Raw genomic sequence first — 22,256 nt, forward strand, 5'->3', positions numbered from 1 at the left:
TATAAAGGAGGACGAGAGCAGGACCGTGGTGCCTGCGTGTTATGCTGTGGCCGGCTAGGCGAGTCGCCGGCCGGGCGTGGACCAAAACCCAGCGACCGGACCCCATGAAGCAATATCACGACCTGTTGGAACGCATCCTGGCCGACGGCGCCGAGAAGGGCGACCGTACCGGCACCGGCACGATCTCGGTGTTCGGCCACCAGATGCGATTCGACCTCGGCGCCGGGTTCCCGATGCTGACCACCAAGCGGCTGCCGCTGAAGGCGATCATCCACGAGCTGCTCTGGTTCCTGCAGGGCGATACCAACATCAAGTACCTGCACGACCATGGCGTGACGATCTGGGATGAATGGGCCGACGCGAACGGCGACCTCGGTCCGGTGTACGGCAAGCAGTGGCGGTCGTGGCAAGCGCCGGACGGGCGTACCATCGACCAGATCAGCGATGTGGTCGCGGCGATCAAGACCAATCCAAATTCGCGGCGGCTGATCGTCAGCGCCTGGAATCCCGCCGACGTGGAGCAGATGGCGCTGCCGCCGTGCCACTGCCTGTTTCAGTTTTACGTCGCCAACGGCAAGCTGTCGTGCCAGCTCTACCAGCGCTCGGCGGACGTGTTCCTCGGCGTGCCGTTCAACATCGCCTCATACGCGCTGTTGACGATGATGATCGCGCAGGTGACTGGGCTGAAGGCGGGCGAGTTCATCCACACGCTCGGCGACGCGCACCTCTATGCGAACCATCTCGAGCAGGCGCACCTGCAACTCAGCCGCGCACCGCGCGCGCTGCCGACGATGGCGATCAACCCGGCGGTGAAGGATATCTTCGGCTTTCGCTACGAGGACTTCACGCTCGCCGGTTACGATCCGCATCCGCATATCAAGGCTGAAGTCGCGGTTTGACCGTTCGAGCGGCGCCATGTCCCTGCTGATCCGCAAGGTGCGTGCAGGCGAGGCGGGTCTCGTGCTCGGCTTCATCCGCGAACTCGCCGCGTACGAAAAACTTAGCCACGAGGTGGAAGCCACCGAGGCGATGATCGCCGCTGCGCTATTCTCGGAGACGCCGCGGCTGTTCTGCGACATCGCCGAGTGGGACGGTGAGCCGGTCGGCTTCGCGGTCTGGTTCGTCAATTTCTCGACCTTCGCCGGCAAGCCGGGCGTCTATCTCGAAGACTTGTTCGTTCGGCCGAGCCATCGCGGCAAGGGCATCGGCAAGGCGCTGCTGCGGTACCTGGCGCAGACCTGCGTCGACAACGGCTGGAGCAGCCTGAAATGGGCGGTGCTGGACTGGAACGCACCGTCGATCGCCTTCTACAAGTCGCTCGGCGCGGTGATGCTCGACGAGTGGACCCTCTGCCGCGTCAGCGGCGATGCGCTCGCACGGCTGGCGCAGGACGTTTGATCGGATCAGGGAATGGATATCGTCTTCGTCGTCGCTATCGCCGAGAACGGCACGATCGGCCTCAACAACACGATTCCGTGGCGGCTGAAGAGCGACATGCAGCGTTTCAAGCGCCTCACCATGGGCAAGCCGGTGGTGATGGGCCGCAAGACGTTCCAGTCGTTCCCAAAGCCGCTGCCCGGACGCACCAACATCGTCATGACGCGCGATGCGGGTTTTTCGGCTCCTGGTGCACTGGCGGTGACGTCGCTCGCACAGGCGATGGATGTGGCCCGGGGTGATGCGCTGCGGCGTTTTGCCACTGAAATCGCAGTCATCGGCGGCACGGAGATTTACGTGCAGTGGATGCCGCTTGCGACGCGGCTGGAGATCACCGAGGTTCACAAGGCGGTCGCGGGCGATGCCACGTTCACCCCCGACCTGTCGCAGTTCGAGGAGGTTTCGCGCGTCTTCAACGCGGCGGGCCCCGACGACAATGCCGATTTTTCCTACGTCACCTGGCGCAGAAAGCCGCTAATTTGAGCGAATTGCCGCTGTTCCCGATGTGCTCCGCTCACGAATGCGGACGAATCCGGCTGCGGTGGCCGGTGCGGCCCCGGGGCAGAGCGATTTGCGCTTGTGCAAGACACGATCCCGTGTCCGGAATAGCGCCTGTTCTGACAACGAGATAGGTGCGGCGTTGTGCGCGCCGCACTGCGAAGGCATGGCAGCGTCCTTGCGTTGCTAAGGGCAAGCGGCGTCGCCTATAACCCTTCCGGGTTTGGCGGGCGCAAGGAGCGTCGCCACAAGGAGATATTGTCGATGGCGTGGAAAAATCAGGGCGGCGGGCCATGGGGGTCCGGGCCAAAGGGGCCTTGGGGCTCGGGACCACAGTCCTCGGGGCCGACACCGCCGGATCTGGAGGATCTGCTGCGCCGCGGCCAGGACAAGCTGCAGTCGCTGTTGCCGGGGGGCCACTTCAGCACCATGGGCGTGGTGATCGCGGTCCTTGTCGTCGCGGTGATCTGGGGTCTGTCCGGTTTCTTCCGCGTGCAGCCGAACGAACTCGGCGTGGTGCTGCGGTTCGGCCAGTACGTGCGCACGGTGCAGCCCGGTCTGAACTATCACCTGCCGTATCCGATCGAGACCGTGCTGCTGCCGGAGGCGTTGCGTATCCGTTCGGTGTCGATCGGCATGCGCGTCACCGAAGGCCGCGGTGGCACCACCATGCGCGACGTGCCCGAGGAAAGCCTGATGCTGACCGGCGACGAGAACATCGTCGACGTGGACTTCACCGTGCTGTGGCGCATCAAGCCGGACGGCGTCGGTGATTTCCTGTTCAACATCCAGAACCCGGAAGGCACCGTGAAGGCGGTCGCCGAAAGCGCGATGCGCGAGGTGATCGGCCGCTCCGAGATCCAGCCGATCCTGACCGGCGCGCGAACCGCGACCGAACAGGCGGTGCAGGACCTGATGCAGCGGACGCTCGACGAGTACACCTCGGGCGTGCTGATCAACCAGGTGCAGATGCAGAAGGTCGATCCGCCGTCGCAGGTGATCGACGCGTTCCGCGACGTGCAGGCGGCGCGCGCCGACCAGGAGCGTCTGCAGAACGAGGCGCGCACCTACGCCAACCGCATCGTGCCGGATGCCCGCGGCCGCGCCGCGCAGATCCTGCAGGGCGCCGAGGCCTATCGCGGCCAGGCGGTCGCCGAAGCGAGAGGTCAGACCGCGCGCTTCCTGAAGGTCTATGACGAATACAAGAAGGCGCCCGACGTGACGCGCCAGCGCATCTATCTGGAAACCATGGAACGAATTTTCGGTAACGCCGACAAGCTTGTCTACGACCCCGGCCAGGGCGCCGGACAGGGCGTGCTGCCCTACCTGCCGCTCGGCGAACTGTCACGCCGGCAGCAGCCGCCAGCGCCGCCGCAGCAACAGCAGCAGGGTCAGCCGCAGGGAGGCAACCGATGAAGGCTGGCATCTCTGGCATCGTTGCCCTGATCGTGCTCGCGGCTCTTGCGGTCGTCGGCTACTCGTCGCTGTTCACCGTGCATCAGGTCGATCAGTCGATCGTCGTGCGGCTGGGTGAGCCGGTCCGCGTCGTCACCAAGCCGGGCCTGCACTTCAAGGTGCCGTTCGTCGATTCGGTGATTCGCCTCGATAAGCGCATCCTCGACCTGGAAAACCCGGCGCAGGAAATCATCGCCTCAGACCAGAAGCGTCTGGTGGTGGACGCGTTCGCGCGCTACCGCATCAAGGACGCCTTGCGCTTCTACCAGACGGTGGCGACGGTGCAGTCGGCGAACATCCAGCTGGCGACGCTGCTGAACTCGGCGTTGCGGCGCGTGCTCGGCGAGGTGACGTTCTCCAACCTCGTCCGTGACAACCGTGCCGCGCTGATGATCCGCATCCGCGACCAGCTCGACCGCGAGGCCGACGTCTACGGCATCTCGGTGGTGGACGTGCGAATCCGTCGCGCCGACCTGCCGGAGCAGAACAGCCAGGCGGTCTATCAGCGGATGCAGACCGAGCGTCAGCGCGAAGCGGCGGAAGCACGCGCCGAAGGCGGCCAGCGGGCGCAGGAAATCCGCTCGCGTGCCGATCGCGATGCGACCATCATCGTCGCCGAGGCGCAGCAGAAGGCCGAAGAAACGCGCGGTGAGGCAGACGGCGAACGCAACCGCATCTTTGCCGAAGCCTACGGCCAGAGCGCGGACTTCTTCGCCTTCTATCGCTCGATGGCGGCATACGAAGCGGGCTTGAAGGGGAATGATACCCGCTTCCTGCTGCGGCCGGATTCGGACTTCTTCCGTTACTTCGGCGACCCATCAGGCAAGCCGAGGACGCCGGCGCCGGCACAGCCGCGTCCGCAGTAAAAACGGCGGGGTGACCCAAAATCGACTCCGCTCCGCAAGGAGCGGAGTCGATTTTCGTCTCGGACCGTGCCAAACACGGCCGTCCCGGGCCGAGTCCGGTTCCCGGACCTGAGGCGCAATAAGATTTGGACGAATCTTGATCGCGCTTTAGCTTCCTGTTCGAGCATGATCGGTCCGGTCATGCTCTGAGTCTGACACCATGCGCGAACCACACGCCCGATGCAGCGCTTTGCGCCGGGCGAGAAACGCAAGAGGGTTGGGACGTTCAATGCCATCGCTTGCGTTCAGCGATTTTCTGGTCGGCATCGGTATTCTCTTCGTGATCGAGGGAGTGCTGCTGTTCGGCGTTCCGAACTGGATCCGCGGCGCGATGGAGAGTCTGATCAAGACCCCCGACAACGTGCTGCGCGCCACCGGGCTGATTTCCGCCATCGGCGGCCTGCTGCTGATCTGGCTGATCCGCCGGTAAGGCCCTGCTGCTGTCATCAGCGGCGGCCGCGCCCGAGGCCGATGTTCTGGCGGGCAATAGGATGCGCCATTCTCAATGGAACGTGTCCCGGGCCGGAGCCGTGGCGGCGGCATTTGTCGCGAATGCGGCGAGTTTGCCCGCGTTCCGCCGCAATGGACCTGTGAAGTCGGCGCATGCGTAACATTGCGACGTCGGACGGCTGGCCTGATTGTTTGCGGAACGGAGCGGCCTGCGGCTCTCCGCCCTGCGGTATCCTGCCCTCCTGCACGATGCCGATTCCACTCGGTGCCAAAACCCGATAGTCTCGCCGCCGAATGATGAAGGCGCGGCCCTCGCAATCGACGCGGCAGCCCACATGTTTGTTTTTCCAGGAGACGTTTGACCATGCCCGGTCCGTTTGAATTGACCATCAGCCGCGTGCGTGCATTCGCGGTCGCGGGGGCGCTTGCGCTCGCCAGCACGAGCCTTGCTGCACCCGCTTTCGCCCGCGGGCCCGAGAACATCGCCGACGTCGCCGAGAAAGTGATCGACGCGGTCGTCAACATCTCGACCTCGCAGAACGTCGCCGCGCGTGGCGGCGAGCGCGGCGGGGTGATGCCGCAGCTTCCGCCCGACTCGCCGTTCCAGGATTTCTTCGACGAGTTCTTCAAGAATCGCCGCGGCGGCGAAGGTGGTCCGCGCGGCGGCAACAGCGGTCCGCGCCGGGTCAATTCACTCGGCTCCGGCTTCATCATCGACACTGCCGGCATGGTGGTCACCAACAACCACGTCATTGCCGATGCCGACGAGATCAACATCATCCTCAACGACGGCACCAAGATCCCGGCCGAGATCGTCGGCCGCGACAAGAAGACCGACCTGGCGCTGTTGAAGTTCAAGCCGCCGGAGAAGCCGCTGGTCGCAGTCAAGTTCGGCAATTCGGACAGCGTGCGGATCGGCGAGTGGGTGGTGGCGATCGGCAATCCGTTCAGCCTCGGCGGTACCGTCACCGCCGGCATCGTCTCGGCCCGCAACCGCGATATTGGCGGGCAATACGACGCCTACATTCAGACCGACGCGGCGATCAACCGCGGCAACTCGGGCGGTCCGCTGTTCAACCTCAACGGCGACGTAATCGGCGTCAACACCGCGATCTTCTCGCCGACCGGCGGCTCGGTCGGCATCGGCTTCGCGGTGCCCTCGAACATCGTCACCGGCGTCATCGACCAGCTTCGCCAGTTCGGCGAGGCAAGACGCGGCTGGCTCGGCGTGCGCATCCAGGAGGTCACCGACGAGATTGCCGAGAGCCTGAGCATCAAGCCGGCGCGCGGCGCGTTGATTGCCGGTATCGATGACAAGGGGCCGGCCAAGCCCGCCGGCATCGAGTCCGGCGACGTGATCGTCAAGTTCGACGGCAAGGACATCAAGACGATGAAGGATCTGCCGCGCGTCGTTGCCGACACGCCGATCGGCAAGGAGGTCGATGTCGTGGTGATCCGCAAGGGCAAGGAGCAGACCAGGAAGGTCACGCTCGGCCGTCTCGAGGACGACGAAAAAGCGAAGGAGGCTTCGCTCAAGGTTCCGGCGCCTGCGGAAGAGAAGACCGTGTCACAGAAGGCGCTCGGCCTCGATCTCGCCGCGCTCTCGCCGGCACTGCGCTCGCGCTACAAGGTCAAGGATAGCGTCAAGGGTGTGGTCATCACCTCGATCGAGGGCAGCCGCGATGCCGCCGACAAGCGGCTGAGCGCGGGCGATGTGATCATGGAAGTCGCGCAGGAGGCGGTGACCAACGTCGCCGATATCAAGAAGCGTGTCGACCAGTTGAAGAAGGACGGCAAGAAGAGCGCGCTGCTCACGGTGTCGAATCCGGACGGCGAAGTCCGCTTCGTGACGCTCAGCGTGCAATAGGAGCTGTTGGACCTCTGACCGTCACCCTGACGAGCCGCGGCGCGCGGCGTCTCGAAGGATGAGGCCGAGGCGGCGATCCACGGCCTCATGGTTCGAGACGCGGTGCTGTACACCGCCCCTCACCAATGCGGCGTTGTTGCTCGTCTTTCGCGCCCCGCGCAAGCGGGGAGAAGGAAATATCTCAGCCCACGAATTCGTCGCGGCGGTAGCCCTGCGCATAGAGCAGCGCGGTGAGGTCGCCATGGTCGATACGCGCGGCGGCGGCCGCGGCTACCGCGGGCTTGGCGTGATAGGCGACGCCGAGGCCCGCATCCTGGATCATTGCCAGATCGTTGGCGCCGTCGCCGACCGCGAGCGTATCGATGTTGTCGAGCTCGAACTGCTCGCGCAGCTCCTGCAGTGCGGCGAGCTTCGCCTCCTTGCCGAGGATCGGCTCGGCGACCGCGCCGGTGAACGCGCCGCCCGCTACCAGCAGCGTGTTGGCGCGGTTTTCCTGGAAGCCGATCTTGGTGGCGATGGCGTCGGTGAACAGGGTGAAGCCACCGGAAACGAGACAGGTATAGGCACCGTTCGCGCGCATGGTCTGCACGAGCTGGCGGCCGCCTGGCGTCAGCGTCAGCCGTTTGTCGATCACCTCGTCAACAACCTTCACCGGCAGCCCTTTCAGCAGCGCCACGCGCTCGCGCAAGGCAGGCGCGAACTCGATCTCGCCGCGCATGGCGCGCTCGGTGATCGCCGCCACATGCGCCTTCAGCCCCGCGAAGTCGGCCAGTTCGTCGATGCATTCCTGGCCGATCATGGTGGAATCCATGTCGGCGAGGAACAGCCGCTTGCGCCGCGTCGCCCGCGGTTGCACGACGACATCGACGGGGAAGTCGCCGATCGCCGCGCGCAGGCGATTGGCGATGTCGGTGGCGGTTTCCTCGGTGTCCTCGAACGGGATGTCGGCGGCCACGCCCTCGAACAGCCAGTGGACGTCGTGGGCGGTCGGCAAAATCGCGCGCGCAGCCTCGATCGCCGTGCTATCGAGCGCGGGATTGACCGGATTGCAAATGAGCGTTGCGACGAGGGACATGAGCGGTCACGCCAGGAATGAGGACAAGCCCGCGATCGATACGGGCAGGGCGGTGCTTATCGCAGGGCCAACGGCCAGCGGCAAGTCGGCGCTCGCGCTGAGGCTGGCCGAACAGGCTGGCGGCGTCGTCATCAATGCGGATTCCATGCAGGTCTATCGCGACCTGCGGGTGATCACCGCGCGGCCGACGGAGGCGGACGAGGCGCGGGTTCCGCATCGCCTTTATGGGCACCGGGATGCTGCGATCAACTGCTCGGTCGGCAGCTGGCTGGACGACGCGGCCGCAGCACTGGCGGAAGCGCGCGCGAACCGATGGCTGCCGGTTATCATCGGTGGCACCGGGCTCTACTTCAAGGCGCTGCTGCGCGGGTTGTCGAACGTGCCGCCGGTTCCGGCCGAGGTCCGCGAGGCGGTGCGGGCGCGGCTGGCGCGCGACGGCATCGAGGTTTTGCATGCCGAACTGGCCCGGCGCGATCCGGACGCCGGGGCACGGCTGAAGCCGCGCGACCAGGCCCGTGTCGCCCGTGCGCTGGAGGTGATCGAGGCGACCGGGCGGCCGCTCGCCGACTGGCACGGCGAGGGGCTGCCGCCGCTGCTGTCGCCGGCCCATGTGACCGCGGTGTTTCTCGCCCCCGACCGGGCCGAGCTCTATCGGCGAATCGACCAGCGCTTCGCAGCGATGCTGAAGCAGGGCGCACGCGAGGAGGTGCGGGCGCTCGCCGCACGCGGACTTGACCCGATGCTGCCGGCGATGAAGGCGCACGGCGTACCGGTCCTGATCCGCCACCTGCGCGGCGAGGCGACGCTGGAGGAGGCGCAGATGGTCGGCGCGGCCGACACCCGCCACTATGCCAAGCGGCAATTCACCTGGTTTCGCCATCAGCTGCCGGAATTTCGCTGGGTCAGGCCGGAGGAGGCCTGGGACGCCATTGCGGCTTAGGGTTTTCGGCAGTTGGGCTTGCCTGCTGTTGGAGAACGACGCGCCACCAACGGAGGTCCCGGAGCTGGGCTGGCTGGCCCGGATCGGTTTGGCCTGGCGGAGCCGCATACCGGCTGGCCGTTTTTCGAGCTGTCTGTTCGTCTATTAACCCTCGCCGGATGTCCGAAACCGCGCTATCTTGTGCCTCGCAGCGCAAGACTTGACTCGCGCCCCGTCGTGGTTATAAGTCCGCGCAACCTTTGAAGCATTCAGGCGACCCATGCGTAATAAAATTGCAAAGCTCGTCCTTATTGTCGTACCCTGGAGCACCGCCCGGGACGGCTGAGGCCGTCTGAAAGGTAGGCGGTGCACAGGGCCCTTCAGAGGCCCTTTTTTATTTCCCGCGCAAGGCCCGAAACGGGAGCGGTTTTTTCGAGGCCAAGCGGAACGAGACAACGAAAGAGCGGCGCGGCGTGCGCCCCCCGGAGCGAAAGATGAGCGAGAGCAAGGCGAGCGACAAAAACCAGATGACCGGCGCGGCGATGGTCGTGCGCGCGCTCAAGGATCATGGCGTCCAGCACATCTTTGGCTATCCCGGCGGTGCGGTGCTGCCGATCTATGACGAGATTTTCCAGCAGAGCGACGTGCAGCACATTCTCGTCCGCCATGAGCAGGGCGCGGGCCATGCGGCGGAAGGCTATGCGCGCTCCACCGGCAAGCCCGGCGTGGTGCTGGTGACATCCGGCCCCGGCGCGACCAACATGGTCACCCCGCTCGCCGACGCGCTGATGGATTCGATCCCGCTGGTGTGCATCACCGGCCAAGTGCCGACGCACCTGATCGGCAATGACGCGTTCCAGGAGTGCGACACCGTCGGCATCACGCGGCCCTGCACCAAGCACAACTGGCTGGTGCGCAACGTCGACGATCTGCCGCGCGTGCTGCACGAGGCGTTCTATGTGGCGACCACTGGCCGTCCAGGCCCGGTGGTGGTGGACATTCCGAAGGACGTGCAGTTCGCGCTCGGCCTCTATCACCCGCCGCGCAAATCCGACGTGCATGTGTCCTACCAGCCGCGCGTGAAGGGCGACGCGTTGCAGATCCGCAAGGCGGTGTCGTTGCTGGCGAACGCCAAGAAGCCGATCATCTACACCGGCGGCGGCGTCATCAACGCCGGCGGCGATGCCTCGAAGATCCTGCGCGAGTTGGTGGCCGCCACCGGCTTCCCGATCACCTCGACCTTGATGGGGCTCGGCGCCTATCCGGCATCGGGGCCGAACTGGCTCGGCATGCTCGGCATGCACGGTACCTACGAAGCCAACATGGCGATGCACGACTGCGACGTGATGCTGTGCATCGGTGCGCGCTTCGACGACCGCATCACCGGCCGCACCGACGCGTTCTCGCCGGGCTCGAAGAAGATCCATATCGACATCGACCCCTCGTCGATCAACAAGAACATCCGTGTCGACGTGCCGATCATCGGCGATGCCGGAAACATCATGGGCGACCTGTTGCAGGTGTTCAAGGCGGAAGCCAAGAAGCCGGACATCAAGGCGTGGTGGAATCAGATCGCGCAGTGGAAGGCGCGCAACTCGCTCGCCTACAAGCAGAGCAGCGACGTGATCCTGCCGCAGTATGCGATCCAGAAGCTGTTCGAGCTGACGCGGGCTAAGGACACCTACATCACCACCGAAGTCGGCCAGCACCAGATGTGGGCGGCGCAGTTCTACGGCTTCGAGGAGCCGCACCGCTGGATGACCTCCGGCGGGCTCGGCACCATGGGCTACGGCCTGCCGGCGGCGCTCGGCGTGCAGGTGGCGCATCCGAACAGCCTAGTCGTCGATATCGCCGGCGACGCCTCGGTGCAGATGACGATGCAGGAGATGTCGACGGCGGTGCAGTTCGAACTCCCGATCAAGATCTTCATCCTGAACAACCAGTACATGGGCATGGTGCGGCAGTGGCAGCAGCTCCTGCACGGCAATCGCCTGTCGCATTCGTATTCGGAGGCGCTGCCGGACTTCGTCAAGCTCGCCGACGCCTATGGCGCGCATGGCATCCAGGTGTCGAAGCCGTCGGACCTCGAAGGCGCGATCACCGAGATGATCAAGGTGAAGAAGCCGGTTCTGTTCGATTGTCGCGTCGCGGCGCTGGAGAACTGCTTCCCGATGATCCCGTCGGGCAAGGCGCACAACGAGATGCTGCTTCCGGCGGAAGCCACCGACGAGGCCACCGCCAAGGCCTTCGCCGGCGGCAAGGCGCTGGTGTGAGGTGATCGAAGGAGACCGAGGCCTCATCCTGAGGAGCCGCGAAGCGGCGTCTCGAAGGATGGGGAGACGCTACTGGCCTCTTGGTTCGAGACGCGCGTGCCGCGCTCATCACCATGAGGTTCGAAACGGATGAGAAACGTACAATGAACCAACCCGCTTCCGCCTACTTCCTTGAGGATCGCCACGATCCGAATGAGACGCACACGCTCTCCGTCCTCGTCGCCAACGAGCCCGGCGTGCTCGCGCGCGTGATCGGCCTGTTCTCCGGCCGCGGCTACAACATCGAGAGCCTGACGGTGTCGGAGACCGAGCACCAGAAGCACGTCTCGCGCATCACCATCGTCACCACCGGTACGCCGATGGTGATCGAGCAGATCAAGCACCAGCTCGACCGCATGATCCCGGTCTACCGGGTGGTGGACATGACGCTCGCCGGCCGTTCGATCGAGCGCGAATTGGCGATGGTCAAGGTGAAAAGCTCCGGCGATCCGCGGGTCGAGGCGCTGCGGCTGGCGGAGGCGTTCCGCGCCCGTGTCATCGATGCCACCACCGAGAGTTTCGTGTTCGAGATCACAGGAAACACGGCGAAGATCGACCAGTTCATCGATCTGATGAAGCCGTTAGGCCTCGTCGAAGTGTCGCGCACCGGCGTTGTCGCGATCTCGCGGGGACCGGAAGGGATGTAACATGCTCGCCCGCGACTGGTATTACAACGACCGTCGTCAGGTCGGCCTCGACTTCTCCGCGGAAGCCCAGGTCGCCACCTACGATCGCCGCCAGGGCGATCACCCCGATCGCGCGCGCAGCGTGCTGAAGAGCCTCGGCGTCAAGCCGGGCTGGACCGTGGCCGACATCGGCTGCGGCATCGGACTGATGGCCTGCGAGGCGGCGGAGATGGGCGCCACCGTACACGCAGTCGATATTTCGCCGGCGATGCTGCAGATGGCGGAGTTGCGTGCCCGCGAACTCGGCGTGTCGCTGATCACCCAGTCGGCGGGCTTCCTGAGCTTCACCTACGAGCCCGGCTCGTTCGATCTGATCATCAGCGAGTTCGCGCTCCATCACCTGCCGGACTTCTGGAAGGCGGTGGCGCTGGCGCGGCTGTTCAAGGCGCTGAAGCCCGGCGGCACGCTGTTCCTGCGCGACATCGTGTTCTCGTGCAAGCCCGATGGGGTCGAGCGCAACGTCGAACAGTGGACCGATTTCCTGTTGAAGAACCACAGCTATTCGCGCGAGGAGTTCGCCATGCATGTGCGTGATGAACACTCGACCTTCGGCTGGGTGATCGAGGGATTATTGAAGGAAGCGGGCTTTGCGATCGAGGAGGCGGAGTATCGTCCGCCGGTCTATGCCGCGTATCGCGTGATCAAGCCGCACGCGAACGGCGAGGGCAAGTAACCCTTGTACCCACGCCATGTCGCACGAACTCACAGTTGCCTTCATCGTCTTCGCCACGGTGGCGTTGTTCACGCCGGGGCCGAACAACACGATGCTGCTGACATCGGGGCTGAACTTCGGCTTTCGCCGGACGCTGCCGCATGTGCTCGGCGTCAACCTCGGTTTCAGCTTTCTGGTCGCGGTCGTCGGCCTCGGTCTCGGCGCGATCTTCCATGCCTATCCGGTGCTCTACACCGTGCTGAAATATGCGGGCGCGGCGTATCTGCTCTATCTCGCTTACGCGATCGCGATGTCGGGCGGGATCGACGCCAAGGGCGACAAGCGCGGCCGGCCGCTGACTTTCTTCGGCGCGGCACTGTTCCAGTGGATCAACGTCAAGGGGCTGGTGATCGCGATCGGCAGCCTGACCACCTATTCGGCGATCGCGCCGTATCCCTACAATGTGCTCGTTCTGAGCCTGATCTTTGCCATCGTCGGGTTCTTCTCGTCCTCGACCTGGGCCCTGTTCGGAACGGCCCTGAGCCGTTTCCTGTCGACGCCGCGTTCGATCCGCATCTTCAATGTGGTGATGGCGCTGCTGCTGGTCGCATCCCTGTATCCGGTGCTGTTCGAGGGATGACGATGCTTTGCGAGGGGAGCAAAATGCTCTACAGACAGCGCCGAAATCATGTTTCCGAGGGGCCTTGGCGCACCCCGGGCACTTCCTGACATTCGTCAACCAATGAGGGCCTTGAGGATAAAGGCCGCCAAGCAGAGGACTGATCATGCGTGTTTACTACGATCGCGATGCCGACCTGAACCTGATCAAGGGCAAGAAGGTCTGCATTGTCGGCTATGGCAGCCAGGGCCACGCCCACGCGCTGAACCTGAAGGACTCCGGCGTCAAGGACGTTGCCATCGCGCTGCGCAAGGGTTCGGCCACCGCGAAGAAGGCGGAAGCCGCAGGCTTCAAGGTGATGGAAGTCGCCGAGGCTGCCAAGTGGGCCGACGTGATGATGATGCTCACCCCGGACGAGCTGCAGGGCGACATCTATCGCGACCACCTGCACGCCAACATGAAGCAGGGCGCCGCGCTCTTGTTCGCGCACGGTCTCAACGTCCACTTCAACCTGATCGAGCCGCGCGCCGACCTCGACGTGCTGATGGTCGCGCCCAAGGGCCCAGGCCACACCGTGCGTTCGGAGTATCAGCGCGGCGGCGGCGTGCCGTGCCTGATCGCCATCGCCAAGGATTCCTCGGGCAACGCCCATGACCTCGGCCTGTCGTATGCCAGCGCCATCGGCGGCGGCCGCGCCGGCATCATCGAGACCAGCTTCAAGGAAGAGTGCGAGACCGACCTGTTCGGCGAGCAGGCCGTGCTCTGCGGTGGTCTGGTCGAGCTGATCAAGGCCGGCTTCGAGACGCTGGTGGAAGCCGGCTACGCCCCGGAGATGGCCTACTTCGAGTGTCTGCACGAAGTGAAGTTGATCGTCGACTTGATCTATGAAGGCGGCATCGCCAACATGAACTACTCGATCTCGAACACCGCCGAGTACGGCGAGTACGTCACCGGTCCGCGTATCGTCACCCCGGAGACCAAGGCCGAGATGAAGCGCGTGCTGAACGATATCCAGTCGGGCAAGTTCACTCGCGACTGGATGCTCGAGAACAAGGTCAACCAGACCTCGTTCAAGGCGACTCGCGCCAAGCTCGCCGAGCACCAGATCGAAGAGGTCGGCGCCCGCCTGCGCGATATGATGCCGTGGATCAAGAAGGGCGCGCTGGTCGACAAGTCGAAGAACTGAGCCTGGCGGCTTTCTTCTTGCTGGGGGCTCGCAGGCGCGAGCCCTATGGGATCAAGAAGGGCGCTCTGGCCGGCAAGAGCAAGAACGGAGCTCGGCCTCTCTCTTTACCTCTCCCCGTATATGGGGGGAGGTCGGATCGCGTAGCAATCCGGGTGAGGGCTCCGGCATGACGAAAGTATTCGCTCCTCACCCCAACCCTCTCCCCGCGAGCGGGGAGAGGGAGAGCAACTAACCTCAAGGCGAAAACGCCGGCCCGAAGGCCGGCGTTTTTGTTTGTGGTTCACTCTGCAGTGATTACTTGGTCGCGACTCATTCCGCCGCTGCCCGGCGCGCATTCTGCCAGTCCTCAGTCAGCGCCGGCCGCCGGTTGCGGAACGCGGTCGCCTTCTCATAGGCGTCGCCGACGCGCAGAACGAGATCGTCCTCGAAATGCCGTCCGGCGATCTGTAGCGACAGCGGCAGCCCGCTTGCGCCGAAGCCGTTGCAGACCGACAGCGCCGGCTGGCCGGTGAGATTGTACGGGCGGCAGTAGTGCGTGTTGCCGCCGACATGGTGGGCGTAATCTCCGAGTTTCGGCGCGGCCTCGCGCGAGGTCGGACAGATCAGGATATCGACGTCGCGCATTGTGTGCGCGACCTCGGCGACCAGCCGCCTGCGCTGGCGCTGGGCGTTGACATAGTCGCTGGCGTTGGTGAAGGCGCCGGCCAGGATGCGGCGGCGGCCGATCGCGCCGTAGCGCAGCGGATTTTCGCGCATGGCCTTGGCATGGATCGCAAACGCGTCCGACCGCGAGATCAACAGCCCCGCGTTCTGGAAGGCTTGCAACGTCGCCAGCTTCACGTCGCGCACCTCGGCGCCGAGATCCTTCAGCACCGCCACCGAGGCGTCGAGCGCTGCGATCACCTCTGCCGTCGCCGGAAAGTCCTTTTCGTAGAAGTTGCGGATCAGCCCGACGCGGACGCCTTTGAGGTTGCCGCCGAGGCCCGCCACCGGATCCTTGATCGCGGTCTGCGCACTGGCCGGGTCGCGCGGGTCGTACCCGGCGATGGCTTGCAGCACCAGCGCGCAGTCCTCCGCCGTCCAGCACATCGGCCCGATGTGGTCGAGCGAGAACGACAGCGGCACCACGCCGCTGCGGCTGACCAGACCATAGGTCGGCTTGTGCCCGGCGATGCCACACAAGGAGGCGGGCGAGCGGATCGAGCCGCCGGTGTCGGAACCGAGCGCGCCGAGCGCGAGACCCGCCGCGACCGCCGCCGCCGAGCCGCTGGAGGAGCCGGCCGGATCGTGCGCCGTGTTCCACGGGTTCTTGGCCGGCAGCCACGGCAGGTCATGCGACGGCCCGCCGATGGCGAACTCCCAGGTGGCGAGCTTGCCGAGGATCACCGCGCCGGCGTCGCGCAGCCGCGCGGTAACGAAGGCGTCTTCCGCCGACACGCTGTCCTTCAGCACGGCGGAATGCGCCGTGGTCGGATGCCCCTTGTAGGCGATGATGTCCTTCAGCCCGAGCGGAATGCCATGCAGCGGTCCGCGCCACCGGCCCTTGGCGATTTCGGCTTCGGCCTGCTTCGCCTGCGCCAGCGCCTCGTCCGCCAACAGCAGGATGATGCTGTTGAGCTGGCCGTCGAGCGCCGCGATCCGGCTCAGGCAGTCCTGCGTCAACTCGACCGGCGACAGCTTCTTGTCGCGGATCAGGCGCGAGGCTTCGGCGATCGTCAGCGGGTTCGCGCTCATGCCGCACCTCCCACCAGCCGGTCGGTCGGATAGATCATCGCCATTTCGTCGGAGAGCGTCAGGCCTTCGCGCACCTGCGCGGCCGCGCGCTCGATTTCGGCGACCATATCCAGCAGCGGTTTCCTGTCGGCTTCGGGAAGAGTAACGCCGAGGCTGGCGAGACGGGTTTCGAATTCGTCCATTGTCATGCTGCGCATCCTTGTCGTGGGCGGTCTTGCGCCGCCTGATACCAAGGAGGTCATTAATCGCGGCCGCGCGCAAGCCCGCCCGCGCAACTCTTCTCAGAGGGAAACGCTGATCTGCGTTCCGGTGTCCGGACCTTACGTGAGTATGGCTTTGCCAACAAAGATGATTGCAATCATTCTTGATCGGTTTGCCGCAGGCTTCGCCGCTTGAACGAATCCGCAAAAACCGCATGCTGCGCGCGCCCGGCGGCGGCCGCCGGATGTGAGGACATCCCATGCAGTCTCAGGCGCTTCGATCCGTCGTCATCACTGGCACCTCGACGGGGATCGGCTGGAGTGCGGCGAAGATTCTGCTCGACCGAGGCTTCCGGGTATTCGGCAGCGTCCGCAAGGCTGACGATGCCGCGCGGCTGCAGGGCGAACTCGGCGCCAACTTCGTGCCGCTGATCTTCGACGTCACCGACGAGACCGCCGTTCTCGCCGCTGCCGCCAAGGTGCGGAGCCAGCTTGAAGGCGCGCGGCTGGCGGGGCTGGTCAACAACGCTGGCATCGCCGTCGCGGGTCCCTCGCTGGAGGTGCCGCTCGACGACTATCGCCGGCAGATGGAGATCAACGTGATCGGCCCGATCAGCGTGACGCGGGCGTTCGCGCCGCTGCTCGGCACCGACGAGGCGCTGTCGGGGGCGGCCGGGCGTATCGTCATGATCAGCTCGGTCTCCGGCGTCAACGGCAGTCCGTTCGTCGGGCCTTACAGCGCGTCGAAGCATGCGCTGGAGGGATTCGCGGAAAGCCTGCGGCGCGAACTGATCATGTTCGGCATCGACGTAATCGTCATCGGGCCGGCGGCGGTGAAGACACCGATCTGGGCCAAGGCGCAGGAGATGGATGTGGCGCCGTTCGCTGCCTCGCCGTATTTCCCGGCCTTGCAAACGATGCGGGCGATGATGGCCGAGCTCGGCAACAGCGGTTTGCCGGTGGAGCGGATCGGCGCGCTGGTGCATGAGGCATTGACGACGCCGCGTCCGAAGGTGCGCTACGCGATCTCCAACGAGCCGCTGCAACTGTTCATGATGCGTATCCTGCCGAAGCGGCTGATCGATTGCGTCGTCGCCAAGCGGCTCGGATTGGTGCGGAAGACGGCGGACTGAGCTGGGACATGGCCATGAACATTCTCTCGATACAGTCCTGGGTCGCGTACGGTCATGTGGGCAATGCAGCCGCGGTGTTTCCGATGCAGCGGCTCGGCCACGAGGTCTGGGCAGTCAACACCGTGCAGTTCTCCAACCATACTGGCTACGGCGCCTGGACCGGCAGCGTGTTCACCGGCGAGGCGATTGCCGATGTCGTCAGCGGCATCGCTGCGCGTGGTGCGCTGGCCCGTTGCGACGGCGTGCTCTCCGGCTACATGGGCGATGCGGCGATCGGCGAGGCCATCCTCGGCGCGGTTGCGCAGGTGAAAGCCGTGCGGCCGGATGCGCTCTACTGCTGCGATCCGGTGATCGGCGACGTCGGCCGCGGCGTCTTCGTGCGGCCGGGCATTCCGGAGTTCATGAAGGCGCGGGCGGTGGCGGCCGCCGACATCATCACGCCGAACCACTTCGAGCTTGAGCTGCTTGCGGGCCGCGAGGCGCGGACGGCGGCGGACCTCGCCGCTGCGCTCGATGCGGTGCATGCGCTCGGGCCACAGGTGGTGGTTGTGACCAGCCTGCTTCTGACCGACACGCCGCCGGGCGTGATCGATCTCGTGGTCTCTTCGCCCAACGGCCGTTTCCGCGTGCGCACGCCGCTGCTGCCGGTGTCGGTGAACGGCGCGGGTGATGCGATCGCGGCGCTGTTCTTCGTGCATTATCTGGAAACGCGCGACGCGGGCGAAGCGCTGGCGCGGGCGGCGTCGTCGGTCTACGGCCTGCTGAAACGCACCGCGGACGCCGGTTCGCGTGAGATTCTGCTAATCGCTGCGCAGGACGAATTCGTCAACCCGACGGCACGGTTCGAGGTGGAGCGGGTTTGAAGTTGCCGCCAATCTTCATGGGTGAACGTCCATGAGGTTGTCATTCCGGGGCGCGAGCAACCGAACTCGGGTCTACCCGAGTTCGGCATTCTTCATGTCCAAGTCGGCAACGGCCGACTTGGATGCGAGCGAACCCGGAATCCATAAACCCTGTCCACGCGAATGAGATGCGGCTTCAGTCAACTCACGCTTTGAAAGTCTTGCTGAGACCGGGCGTATGGATTCCGGGCCCGCGCCGAGATGGCGCGTCCCGAATGACGGCTGAGTGTGGTGAAGCATCTCGCAACCGTAGCGAAGCAAGGCTCGTTACAACACGTCCTTCTCCGCAGCACTCGCCAGCAGCACGCGCTCGTCGTCGCGGAATTGCGGCACTGCCTTCGAGGCCGTGTCGAACACCATCGTCGTCCGCTCCGGCACGGTGTAGGCGGGCCAGTGCGGGATGCCGGGATGGTTCGGGTTGCCGGTGCGGGCGAAGGCGATCCAGGCCGGGCTGATCTGCTCGGCGAGCGCCTGCGGTTCGGCCTGTTCGGTGCCGACCATCGAGGCCGAGCCCGCCACGTTGTCGAACACGAACGGATGCTCCATCGAATGCGGCGAACCCCACTTGCCGCCGTCCACCGGCGTCACCCAGTCGATCTCGTAAAGATAGACCGGCGCCTGGCCTTGCGCGGCCTTCAGGTCCGCGTGCCGCCAGGCGCCGCGGCGAAAGACGATCGCCGATACCATGTCGAAGAACAGCTGGCCCGGCGTCGCCTTCGGCGCCTTCTTGCGGAACAGCGCGATCGCCTCGTCCAGCTTGTCCGGTCCGAACCACGCCGAGAGCCGCTTGCGCATGGTGGACTCGTCGATGTCGAACAGGTCCGGCCGCGGCGTACCCATCAGCATGCTCATCTCGGTGGCGGTCGAGCCGATCATCAGCGGCACGTCGGCGGACACCTCCGGCGCTTTCGGCCAGCTCGGGCCTGCGGGCAGATTCTTGCCATCGGCGACCGGCCGCCAGACCGCGCGCCTCTCGGCCTGCGCTGCCTTGGCAATGGCCGCGACCAGGGTTCCCATCGGCAGGTCGATCAGCTTGCGCGCATCCGCGGGCTTAAGCTCGAGGCAGGCGAGCAGGGTATGCGCATGCTGCGTTGCCTGGTCTGGCGTCATCGCTTCCAGATGTGCGTTGCGGGCGTAGGTGCCGCTCTGGATGATCGCACGGTGGAACAGGCCCTTTGCCGCAGGCATCGCCATCACGGTGGCGACTTTGCCGCCACCGCCCGACTGGCCGAAGATCGTCACGTTGGCCGGATCACCGCCGAACTCGGCGATGTTGTCGCGCACCCATTGCAGCGCGGCGACCAGATCGAGCATGCCTGGATTGGCGTCGCCGGCTAATTCGGGGATCAACGCGCCGAGATACATGAAGCCGAATGCATTCAGCCGGTGGTTCAGCGTGACGACCACCACGTCGCCGCGCCGCGCGAGCCTTGTGCCGTCGAACACGCTGCGCGAGCCGGAGAGGGAGGCGAAGTCGCCGCCGTGAAACCAGACCATCACCGGCCGCTTGGCGCCGTCGTTCAGCGCCGGGGTCCAGATGTTCAGGCCAAGGCAGTCCTCGCCGATGCTGGTGGGATCGGTCCAGGAGGCGAATAGGCCGCGAATGGGCGCGGGCGGCTGCGGCGCCATCGACGGGTAGGTGAACGCATCGCGCACGCCGGACCAGGCCTGCGGCGGCTGCGGCCTGCGGAAGCGGTTGCTGTCCGAGGTGGGCGCGCCGTAGGGAATGCCTTTGAAGACGGCGATGCCGTCATTGGTGCGGCCGCGCACCTTGCCATACCGCGTTGCGGCGATCGGCTCCTGGGTTGCGGTGCCATTGGCCGGCTGCGCTTGCGATTGTGCCTGAATGTCCGCCATCATTTCCTCCCTCGGTGCGGGACCTGCGTCCTCTTGGCTCACCGGTACGATAGAGGATGGCCCGCGGGAAGGGATCGCGGTTTTGCGAACAGGTCATGTCCAAACCGACATGGCTCAAGGACATGGCTCAAGGACATGGCTCAAGGGCATGGCTCAAGCGGTTCGGCTGCAGGTCGCAGTCGAGGTCGTGCGCCGTTGGATGCGGCTCGCGTGATCCGGCGAAGGCACAGCAGCGTACGGTTCGTCTGAACGTCCGTTCACGCCCGCGAACCTGCGCGGCGCCGTACGACTTTGGATTTGTTTTCAGCGCACGCGTCCCGACAAAAGATTGCACTCGCATGACAGTCACACTACAGTTTTATGACGCGGGTGCGGTCCGGCCGCCTCGTGTCGCCTGCTGGCCGCCGCCAGACCGAGGGCAAGTCCGAGCCGGGTTTCGTTTCGTGTTCGGATCATGGCGCCGCTGCTTCCGTCCGAGTCATCCAAAGCCGCCACTGCGGCCTCGCCTGGCGCAACGGGCGTGGGCACGAATAGGGCTGCAGGCATCTGGCGCATTGCCGTCGTGTCGAAGCGCTGGTTCGGGTTGCGGACGGCGATCGTCGTCGCACTCTATCTCGCCTGTATCGGCGTGCTCTATCGCTTCGAGTACGGGCCGCTGCACGCGATGCTGGCATTGTCGGCGCTGGCGTTCGCCTGCTGTCTCGTCATCGCGCTGTTCCGCCGCCCGGCGATTGCGGCGGCGCTGACGCTGGTCGTGATCCTGATCCTGGCGGCGCTGTCGGAATTGAAGTTCGGCGTCACCCAGCTCACGCTGACGTTCCTCGATTTCCTCATCGTCGATCGCGACACGTTCTCGTTCCTGATGACGACCCATCCGCAGCTGAAGACGCAAATCGTGCTGGGCGCGGTTGTCGCACTGCCGCTCGCCTGGCTGATCATCCGGTTCGACCCGTTCCGCATCCGCCGCCGCGCGGCGCTGATCAGCGCCGGCGGTGCGCTCACGGTGATGACGGCGCTGTCGGTGGCCTATCCCGAGCAGCCGTGGGAGCCGTTCCAGGGCGTCAACCACATTTCCAATCTCGCGCGCTCCGGCGTCACCGCGGTCTCGCACCTTGCCGAGAACGGTTGGATCGAGGCCGAGCCGAAGTCGCTGCTGCGCTCCGCCTACGCCGCGCCCGCCGACGATTGCGACGCCGGCGTTCGCCGTCCGCATATCATCCTGCTGCTGGATGAATCGAGCTTCGACATCACCGCGGCACCGGGCATCAAGGTGCCGGACGGCTATTCCGACTTCTTCAAGTCGTTCGACGGCAAGACGCGCACCTTCATGGCCGAGTCCACCGGCGGGCCGACCTGGTACACCGAGTTCAACGTGCTGACCGGGCTGTCGGCGCGCTCGTTCGGCAAGATGCGCTACTATGTGACGCGGATCGCGGCCGGTCGCGTCACGCGCGGCCTGCCGCAGGCGCTGAAGCGCTGCGGCTACCGCACGTTCTCGCTCTATCCGAGCTACGGCAACTTCCTCTCGGCACGCAACTTCCAGCGCTCCACCGGCGTCGGCCACTTCGCCGACGCCGCCGATATGAGGGCGCCGGACGAGCAGCAGCCGGACACATTCTACTTCGATCAGGCGTTGCGGCTGTTCGAGCGTGAGCGCGACGGCACCACGCCGCTGTTCGCCTTCGTCTACCTTGCTGCCAACCACTTCCCCTGGACCACCGTGTTCCGTCCCGACCTCACGCCGGACTGGAGCGGACCCGGTAACACCGCTGAGGTCGATGAGTATATCCGCAGGCAGGCGATGACGGTGGAGGCCTACACGAACTTCGTCGCCGCGTTGCAGGCGCGTTATCCGGACGACGAGTTCCTGATCGTCCGTTTCGGCGATCATCAACCGGCGTTGTCGCAGAAGGTGCTGGAGCCGGATCTGCCCCCGGGCGAACTGGGCAAGCGGGTGCAGGCGTTCGATCCGCGCTACTACGCGACGTATTACGCGCTCGATGGCATCAACTACCGGCCGAAGAACGTGGGGTCGGCGCTGGCGACGCTGGATGCGGCCTATCTGCCGATCGTGGTGCAGGAGGCGGCGGGCGTGCCGCTCGATCCATCCTTCGCCGAGCAGAAGCGGATCATGCTGCGCTGTGGCGGAACATTCTACGCCTGTCGCGAGGGTGCCGAGGCGCGGCGTTTCAACCGGCTCTTGATCGACGCGGGCCTGATCAAGGGGCTGTGACGGTTATTCCCTCTCCCCGCACGCGGGGAGAGGTGAAGAAGGGCTTGCCCCAGCCGACGCTCCCTTCGACCTCATCCTTCGAGACGCGCATTCCGCGCTCCTTCAGGATGAGGACGACTGCCGACGCGCGCGAGGC

The 22,256-nt window shown here is 65.3% G+C and carries 21 protein-coding genes; 17 read left to right on the top strand and 4 right to left on the bottom strand.

Annotated elements, in window-relative coordinates:
* Positions 1 to 104 precede the first annotated feature (104 nt).
* The 7 genes from X566_RS00830 (at position 105) to X566_RS00860 (ending at position 6,612) form a co-directional block, all read left to right on the top strand.
* Positions 105 to 899 (top strand): thymidylate synthase, encoded by a 795-nt coding sequence (locus X566_RS00830; RefSeq protein ID WP_034462766.1) that lies wholly within the window; start codon positions 105 to 107, stop codon positions 897 to 899.
* 16 nt (positions 900 to 915) lie between these two features.
* Positions 916 to 1,398 (top strand): GNAT family N-acetyltransferase, encoded by a 483-nt coding sequence (locus tag X566_RS00835; RefSeq protein ID WP_034462767.1) that lies wholly within the window; start codon positions 916 to 918, stop codon positions 1,396 to 1,398.
* Positions 1,399 to 1,410: 12 nt separating this feature from the next.
* Positions 1,411 to 1,920 carry a dihydrofolate reductase gene (locus X566_RS00840; RefSeq protein WP_034462768.1) on the top strand — a complete coding sequence of 170 codons (510 nt, stop codon included), beginning with the start codon at positions 1,411 to 1,413 and terminating at the stop codon, positions 1,918 to 1,920.
* Positions 1,921 to 2,199: 279 nt separating this feature from the next.
* Complete coding sequence (gene hflK / locus X566_RS00845; protein ID WP_034462769.1) at positions 2,200 to 3,351, top strand: FtsH protease activity modulator HflK; 1,152 nt, start codon at positions 2,200 to 2,202, stop codon at positions 3,349 to 3,351.
* The gene (hflC, locus tag X566_RS00850) at positions 3,348 to 4,256 is read left to right on the top strand and encodes a protease modulator HflC (protein ID WP_034462770.1); all 909 of its coding nucleotides are present in this window, start codon (positions 3,348 to 3,350) and stop codon (positions 4,254 to 4,256) included. Before hflK ends, hflC begins: the two co-directional genes overlap by 4 nt.
* A 268-nt stretch (positions 4,257 to 4,524) precedes the next feature.
* The gene (locus tag X566_RS00855; RefSeq protein ID WP_034462771.1) at positions 4,525 to 4,725 is read left to right on the top strand and encodes a DUF2065 domain-containing protein; all 201 of its coding nucleotides are present in this window, start codon (positions 4,525 to 4,527) and stop codon (positions 4,723 to 4,725) included.
* Positions 4,726 to 5,109: 384 nt separating this feature from the next.
* Positions 5,110 to 6,612 carry a Do family serine endopeptidase gene (locus X566_RS00860; RefSeq protein ID WP_051443762.1) on the top strand — a complete coding sequence of 501 codons (1,503 nt, stop codon included), beginning with the start codon at positions 5,110 to 5,112 and terminating at the stop codon, positions 6,610 to 6,612.
* Between the two features lie 181 nt (positions 6,613 to 6,793).
* Here X566_RS00860 and serB read toward each other — a convergent pair whose 3' ends face one another.
* Positions 6,794 to 7,687 (bottom strand): phosphoserine phosphatase SerB, encoded by an 894-nt coding sequence (gene serB / locus X566_RS00865; protein WP_034462772.1) that lies wholly within the window; start codon positions 7,685 to 7,687, stop codon positions 6,794 to 6,796.
* On the opposite strand from serB, the gene miaA reads away from it, so the two are divergent.
* The 6 genes from miaA to ilvC all read left to right on the top strand — a co-directional run bounded on the left by miaA (position 7,686) and on the right by ilvC (position 14,061).
* Complete coding sequence (gene miaA / locus X566_RS00870) at positions 7,686 to 8,627, top strand: tRNA (adenosine(37)-N6)-dimethylallyltransferase MiaA (RefSeq protein ID WP_244434640.1); 942 nt, start codon at positions 7,686 to 7,688, stop codon at positions 8,625 to 8,627. The two genes, serB and miaA, sit on opposite strands and share 2 nt — an antisense overlap.
* A 473-nt stretch (positions 8,628 to 9,100) precedes the next feature.
* Positions 9,101 to 10,879, top strand: a complete 1,779-nt coding sequence (locus X566_RS00875) for an acetolactate synthase 3 large subunit (protein ID WP_034462773.1) — start codon at positions 9,101 to 9,103, stop codon at positions 10,877 to 10,879.
* 143 nt (positions 10,880 to 11,022) lie between these two features.
* Positions 11,023 to 11,565, top strand: a complete 543-nt coding sequence (gene ilvN, locus X566_RS00880; RefSeq protein WP_034462774.1) for an acetolactate synthase small subunit — start codon at positions 11,023 to 11,025, stop codon at positions 11,563 to 11,565.
* Between the two features lies 1 nt (position 11,566).
* Positions 11,567 to 12,277, top strand: coding sequence for a class I SAM-dependent methyltransferase (locus X566_RS00885; RefSeq protein ID WP_034462775.1), 711 nt, complete (start codon positions 11,567 to 11,569; stop codon positions 12,275 to 12,277).
* A 16-nt stretch (positions 12,278 to 12,293) separates the two neighbouring features.
* Positions 12,294 to 12,896, top strand: coding sequence for a LysE family translocator (locus X566_RS00890; RefSeq protein WP_034462776.1), 603 nt, complete (start codon positions 12,294 to 12,296; stop codon positions 12,894 to 12,896).
* Positions 12,897 to 13,041: 145 nt separating this feature from the next.
* Positions 13,042 to 14,061: a ketol-acid reductoisomerase gene (gene ilvC / locus X566_RS00895; RefSeq protein ID WP_034462777.1), complete on the top strand. Its 1,020-nt coding sequence runs from the start codon at positions 13,042 to 13,044 to the stop codon at positions 14,059 to 14,061.
* A 309-nt stretch (positions 14,062 to 14,370) separates the two neighbouring features.
* Here the strand turns inward: ilvC and X566_RS00900 are convergent, their stop codons facing one another.
* Both X566_RS00900 and X566_RS00905 read right to left on the bottom strand, forming a co-directional pair.
* Positions 14,371 to 15,795 carry an Asp-tRNA(Asn)/Glu-tRNA(Gln) amidotransferase GatCAB subunit A gene (locus X566_RS00900; RefSeq protein ID WP_051443763.1) on the bottom strand — a complete coding sequence of 475 codons (1,425 nt, stop codon included), beginning with the start codon at positions 15,793 to 15,795 and terminating at the stop codon, positions 14,371 to 14,373.
* Positions 15,792 to 15,983 (bottom strand): hypothetical protein, encoded by a 192-nt coding sequence (locus X566_RS00905; protein WP_152539759.1) that lies wholly within the window; start codon positions 15,981 to 15,983, stop codon positions 15,792 to 15,794. The genes X566_RS00900 and X566_RS00905 overlap by 4 nt, the downstream gene beginning before the upstream one ends.
* Between X566_RS00905 and X566_RS24550 the strand changes: the two genes are divergently transcribed.
* The 3 genes from X566_RS24550 (at position 15,982) to pdxY (ending at position 17,991) form a co-directional block, all read left to right on the top strand.
* A complete protein-coding gene (locus X566_RS24550; RefSeq protein ID WP_152539760.1) occupies positions 15,982 to 16,191 on the top strand; it encodes a hypothetical protein in 210 nt (69 codons plus the stop codon). The two genes, X566_RS00905 and X566_RS24550, sit on opposite strands and share 2 nt — an antisense overlap.
* Positions 16,192 to 16,255: 64 nt before the next feature.
* Positions 16,256 to 17,128, top strand: coding sequence for an SDR family oxidoreductase (locus tag X566_RS00910; RefSeq protein WP_034462779.1), 873 nt, complete (start codon positions 16,256 to 16,258; stop codon positions 17,126 to 17,128).
* A gap of 14 nt (positions 17,129 to 17,142) precedes the next feature.
* Positions 17,143 to 17,991, top strand: a complete 849-nt coding sequence (gene pdxY, locus X566_RS00915) for a pyridoxal kinase PdxY (RefSeq protein ID WP_034462874.1) — start codon at positions 17,143 to 17,145, stop codon at positions 17,989 to 17,991.
* Positions 17,992 to 18,297: 306 nt separating this feature from the next.
* Here the strand turns inward: pdxY and X566_RS00920 are convergent, their stop codons facing one another.
* Positions 18,298 to 19,890, bottom strand: a complete 1,593-nt coding sequence (locus X566_RS00920; protein WP_051443764.1) for a carboxylesterase/lipase family protein — start codon at positions 19,888 to 19,890, stop codon at positions 18,298 to 18,300.
* A 451-nt stretch (positions 19,891 to 20,341) separates the two neighbouring features.
* Between X566_RS00920 and X566_RS00925 the strand changes: the two genes are divergently transcribed.
* Positions 20,342 to 22,120 carry a sulfatase-like hydrolase/transferase gene (locus X566_RS00925; RefSeq protein ID WP_081740000.1) on the top strand — a complete coding sequence of 593 codons (1,779 nt, stop codon included), beginning with the start codon at positions 20,342 to 20,344 and terminating at the stop codon, positions 22,118 to 22,120.
* Positions 22,121 to 22,256 lie beyond the last annotated feature (136 nt).

The organism is Afipia sp. P52-10, from assembly GCF_000516555.1.
GTDB lineage: Bacteria > Pseudomonadota > Alphaproteobacteria > Rhizobiales > Xanthobacteraceae > P52-10.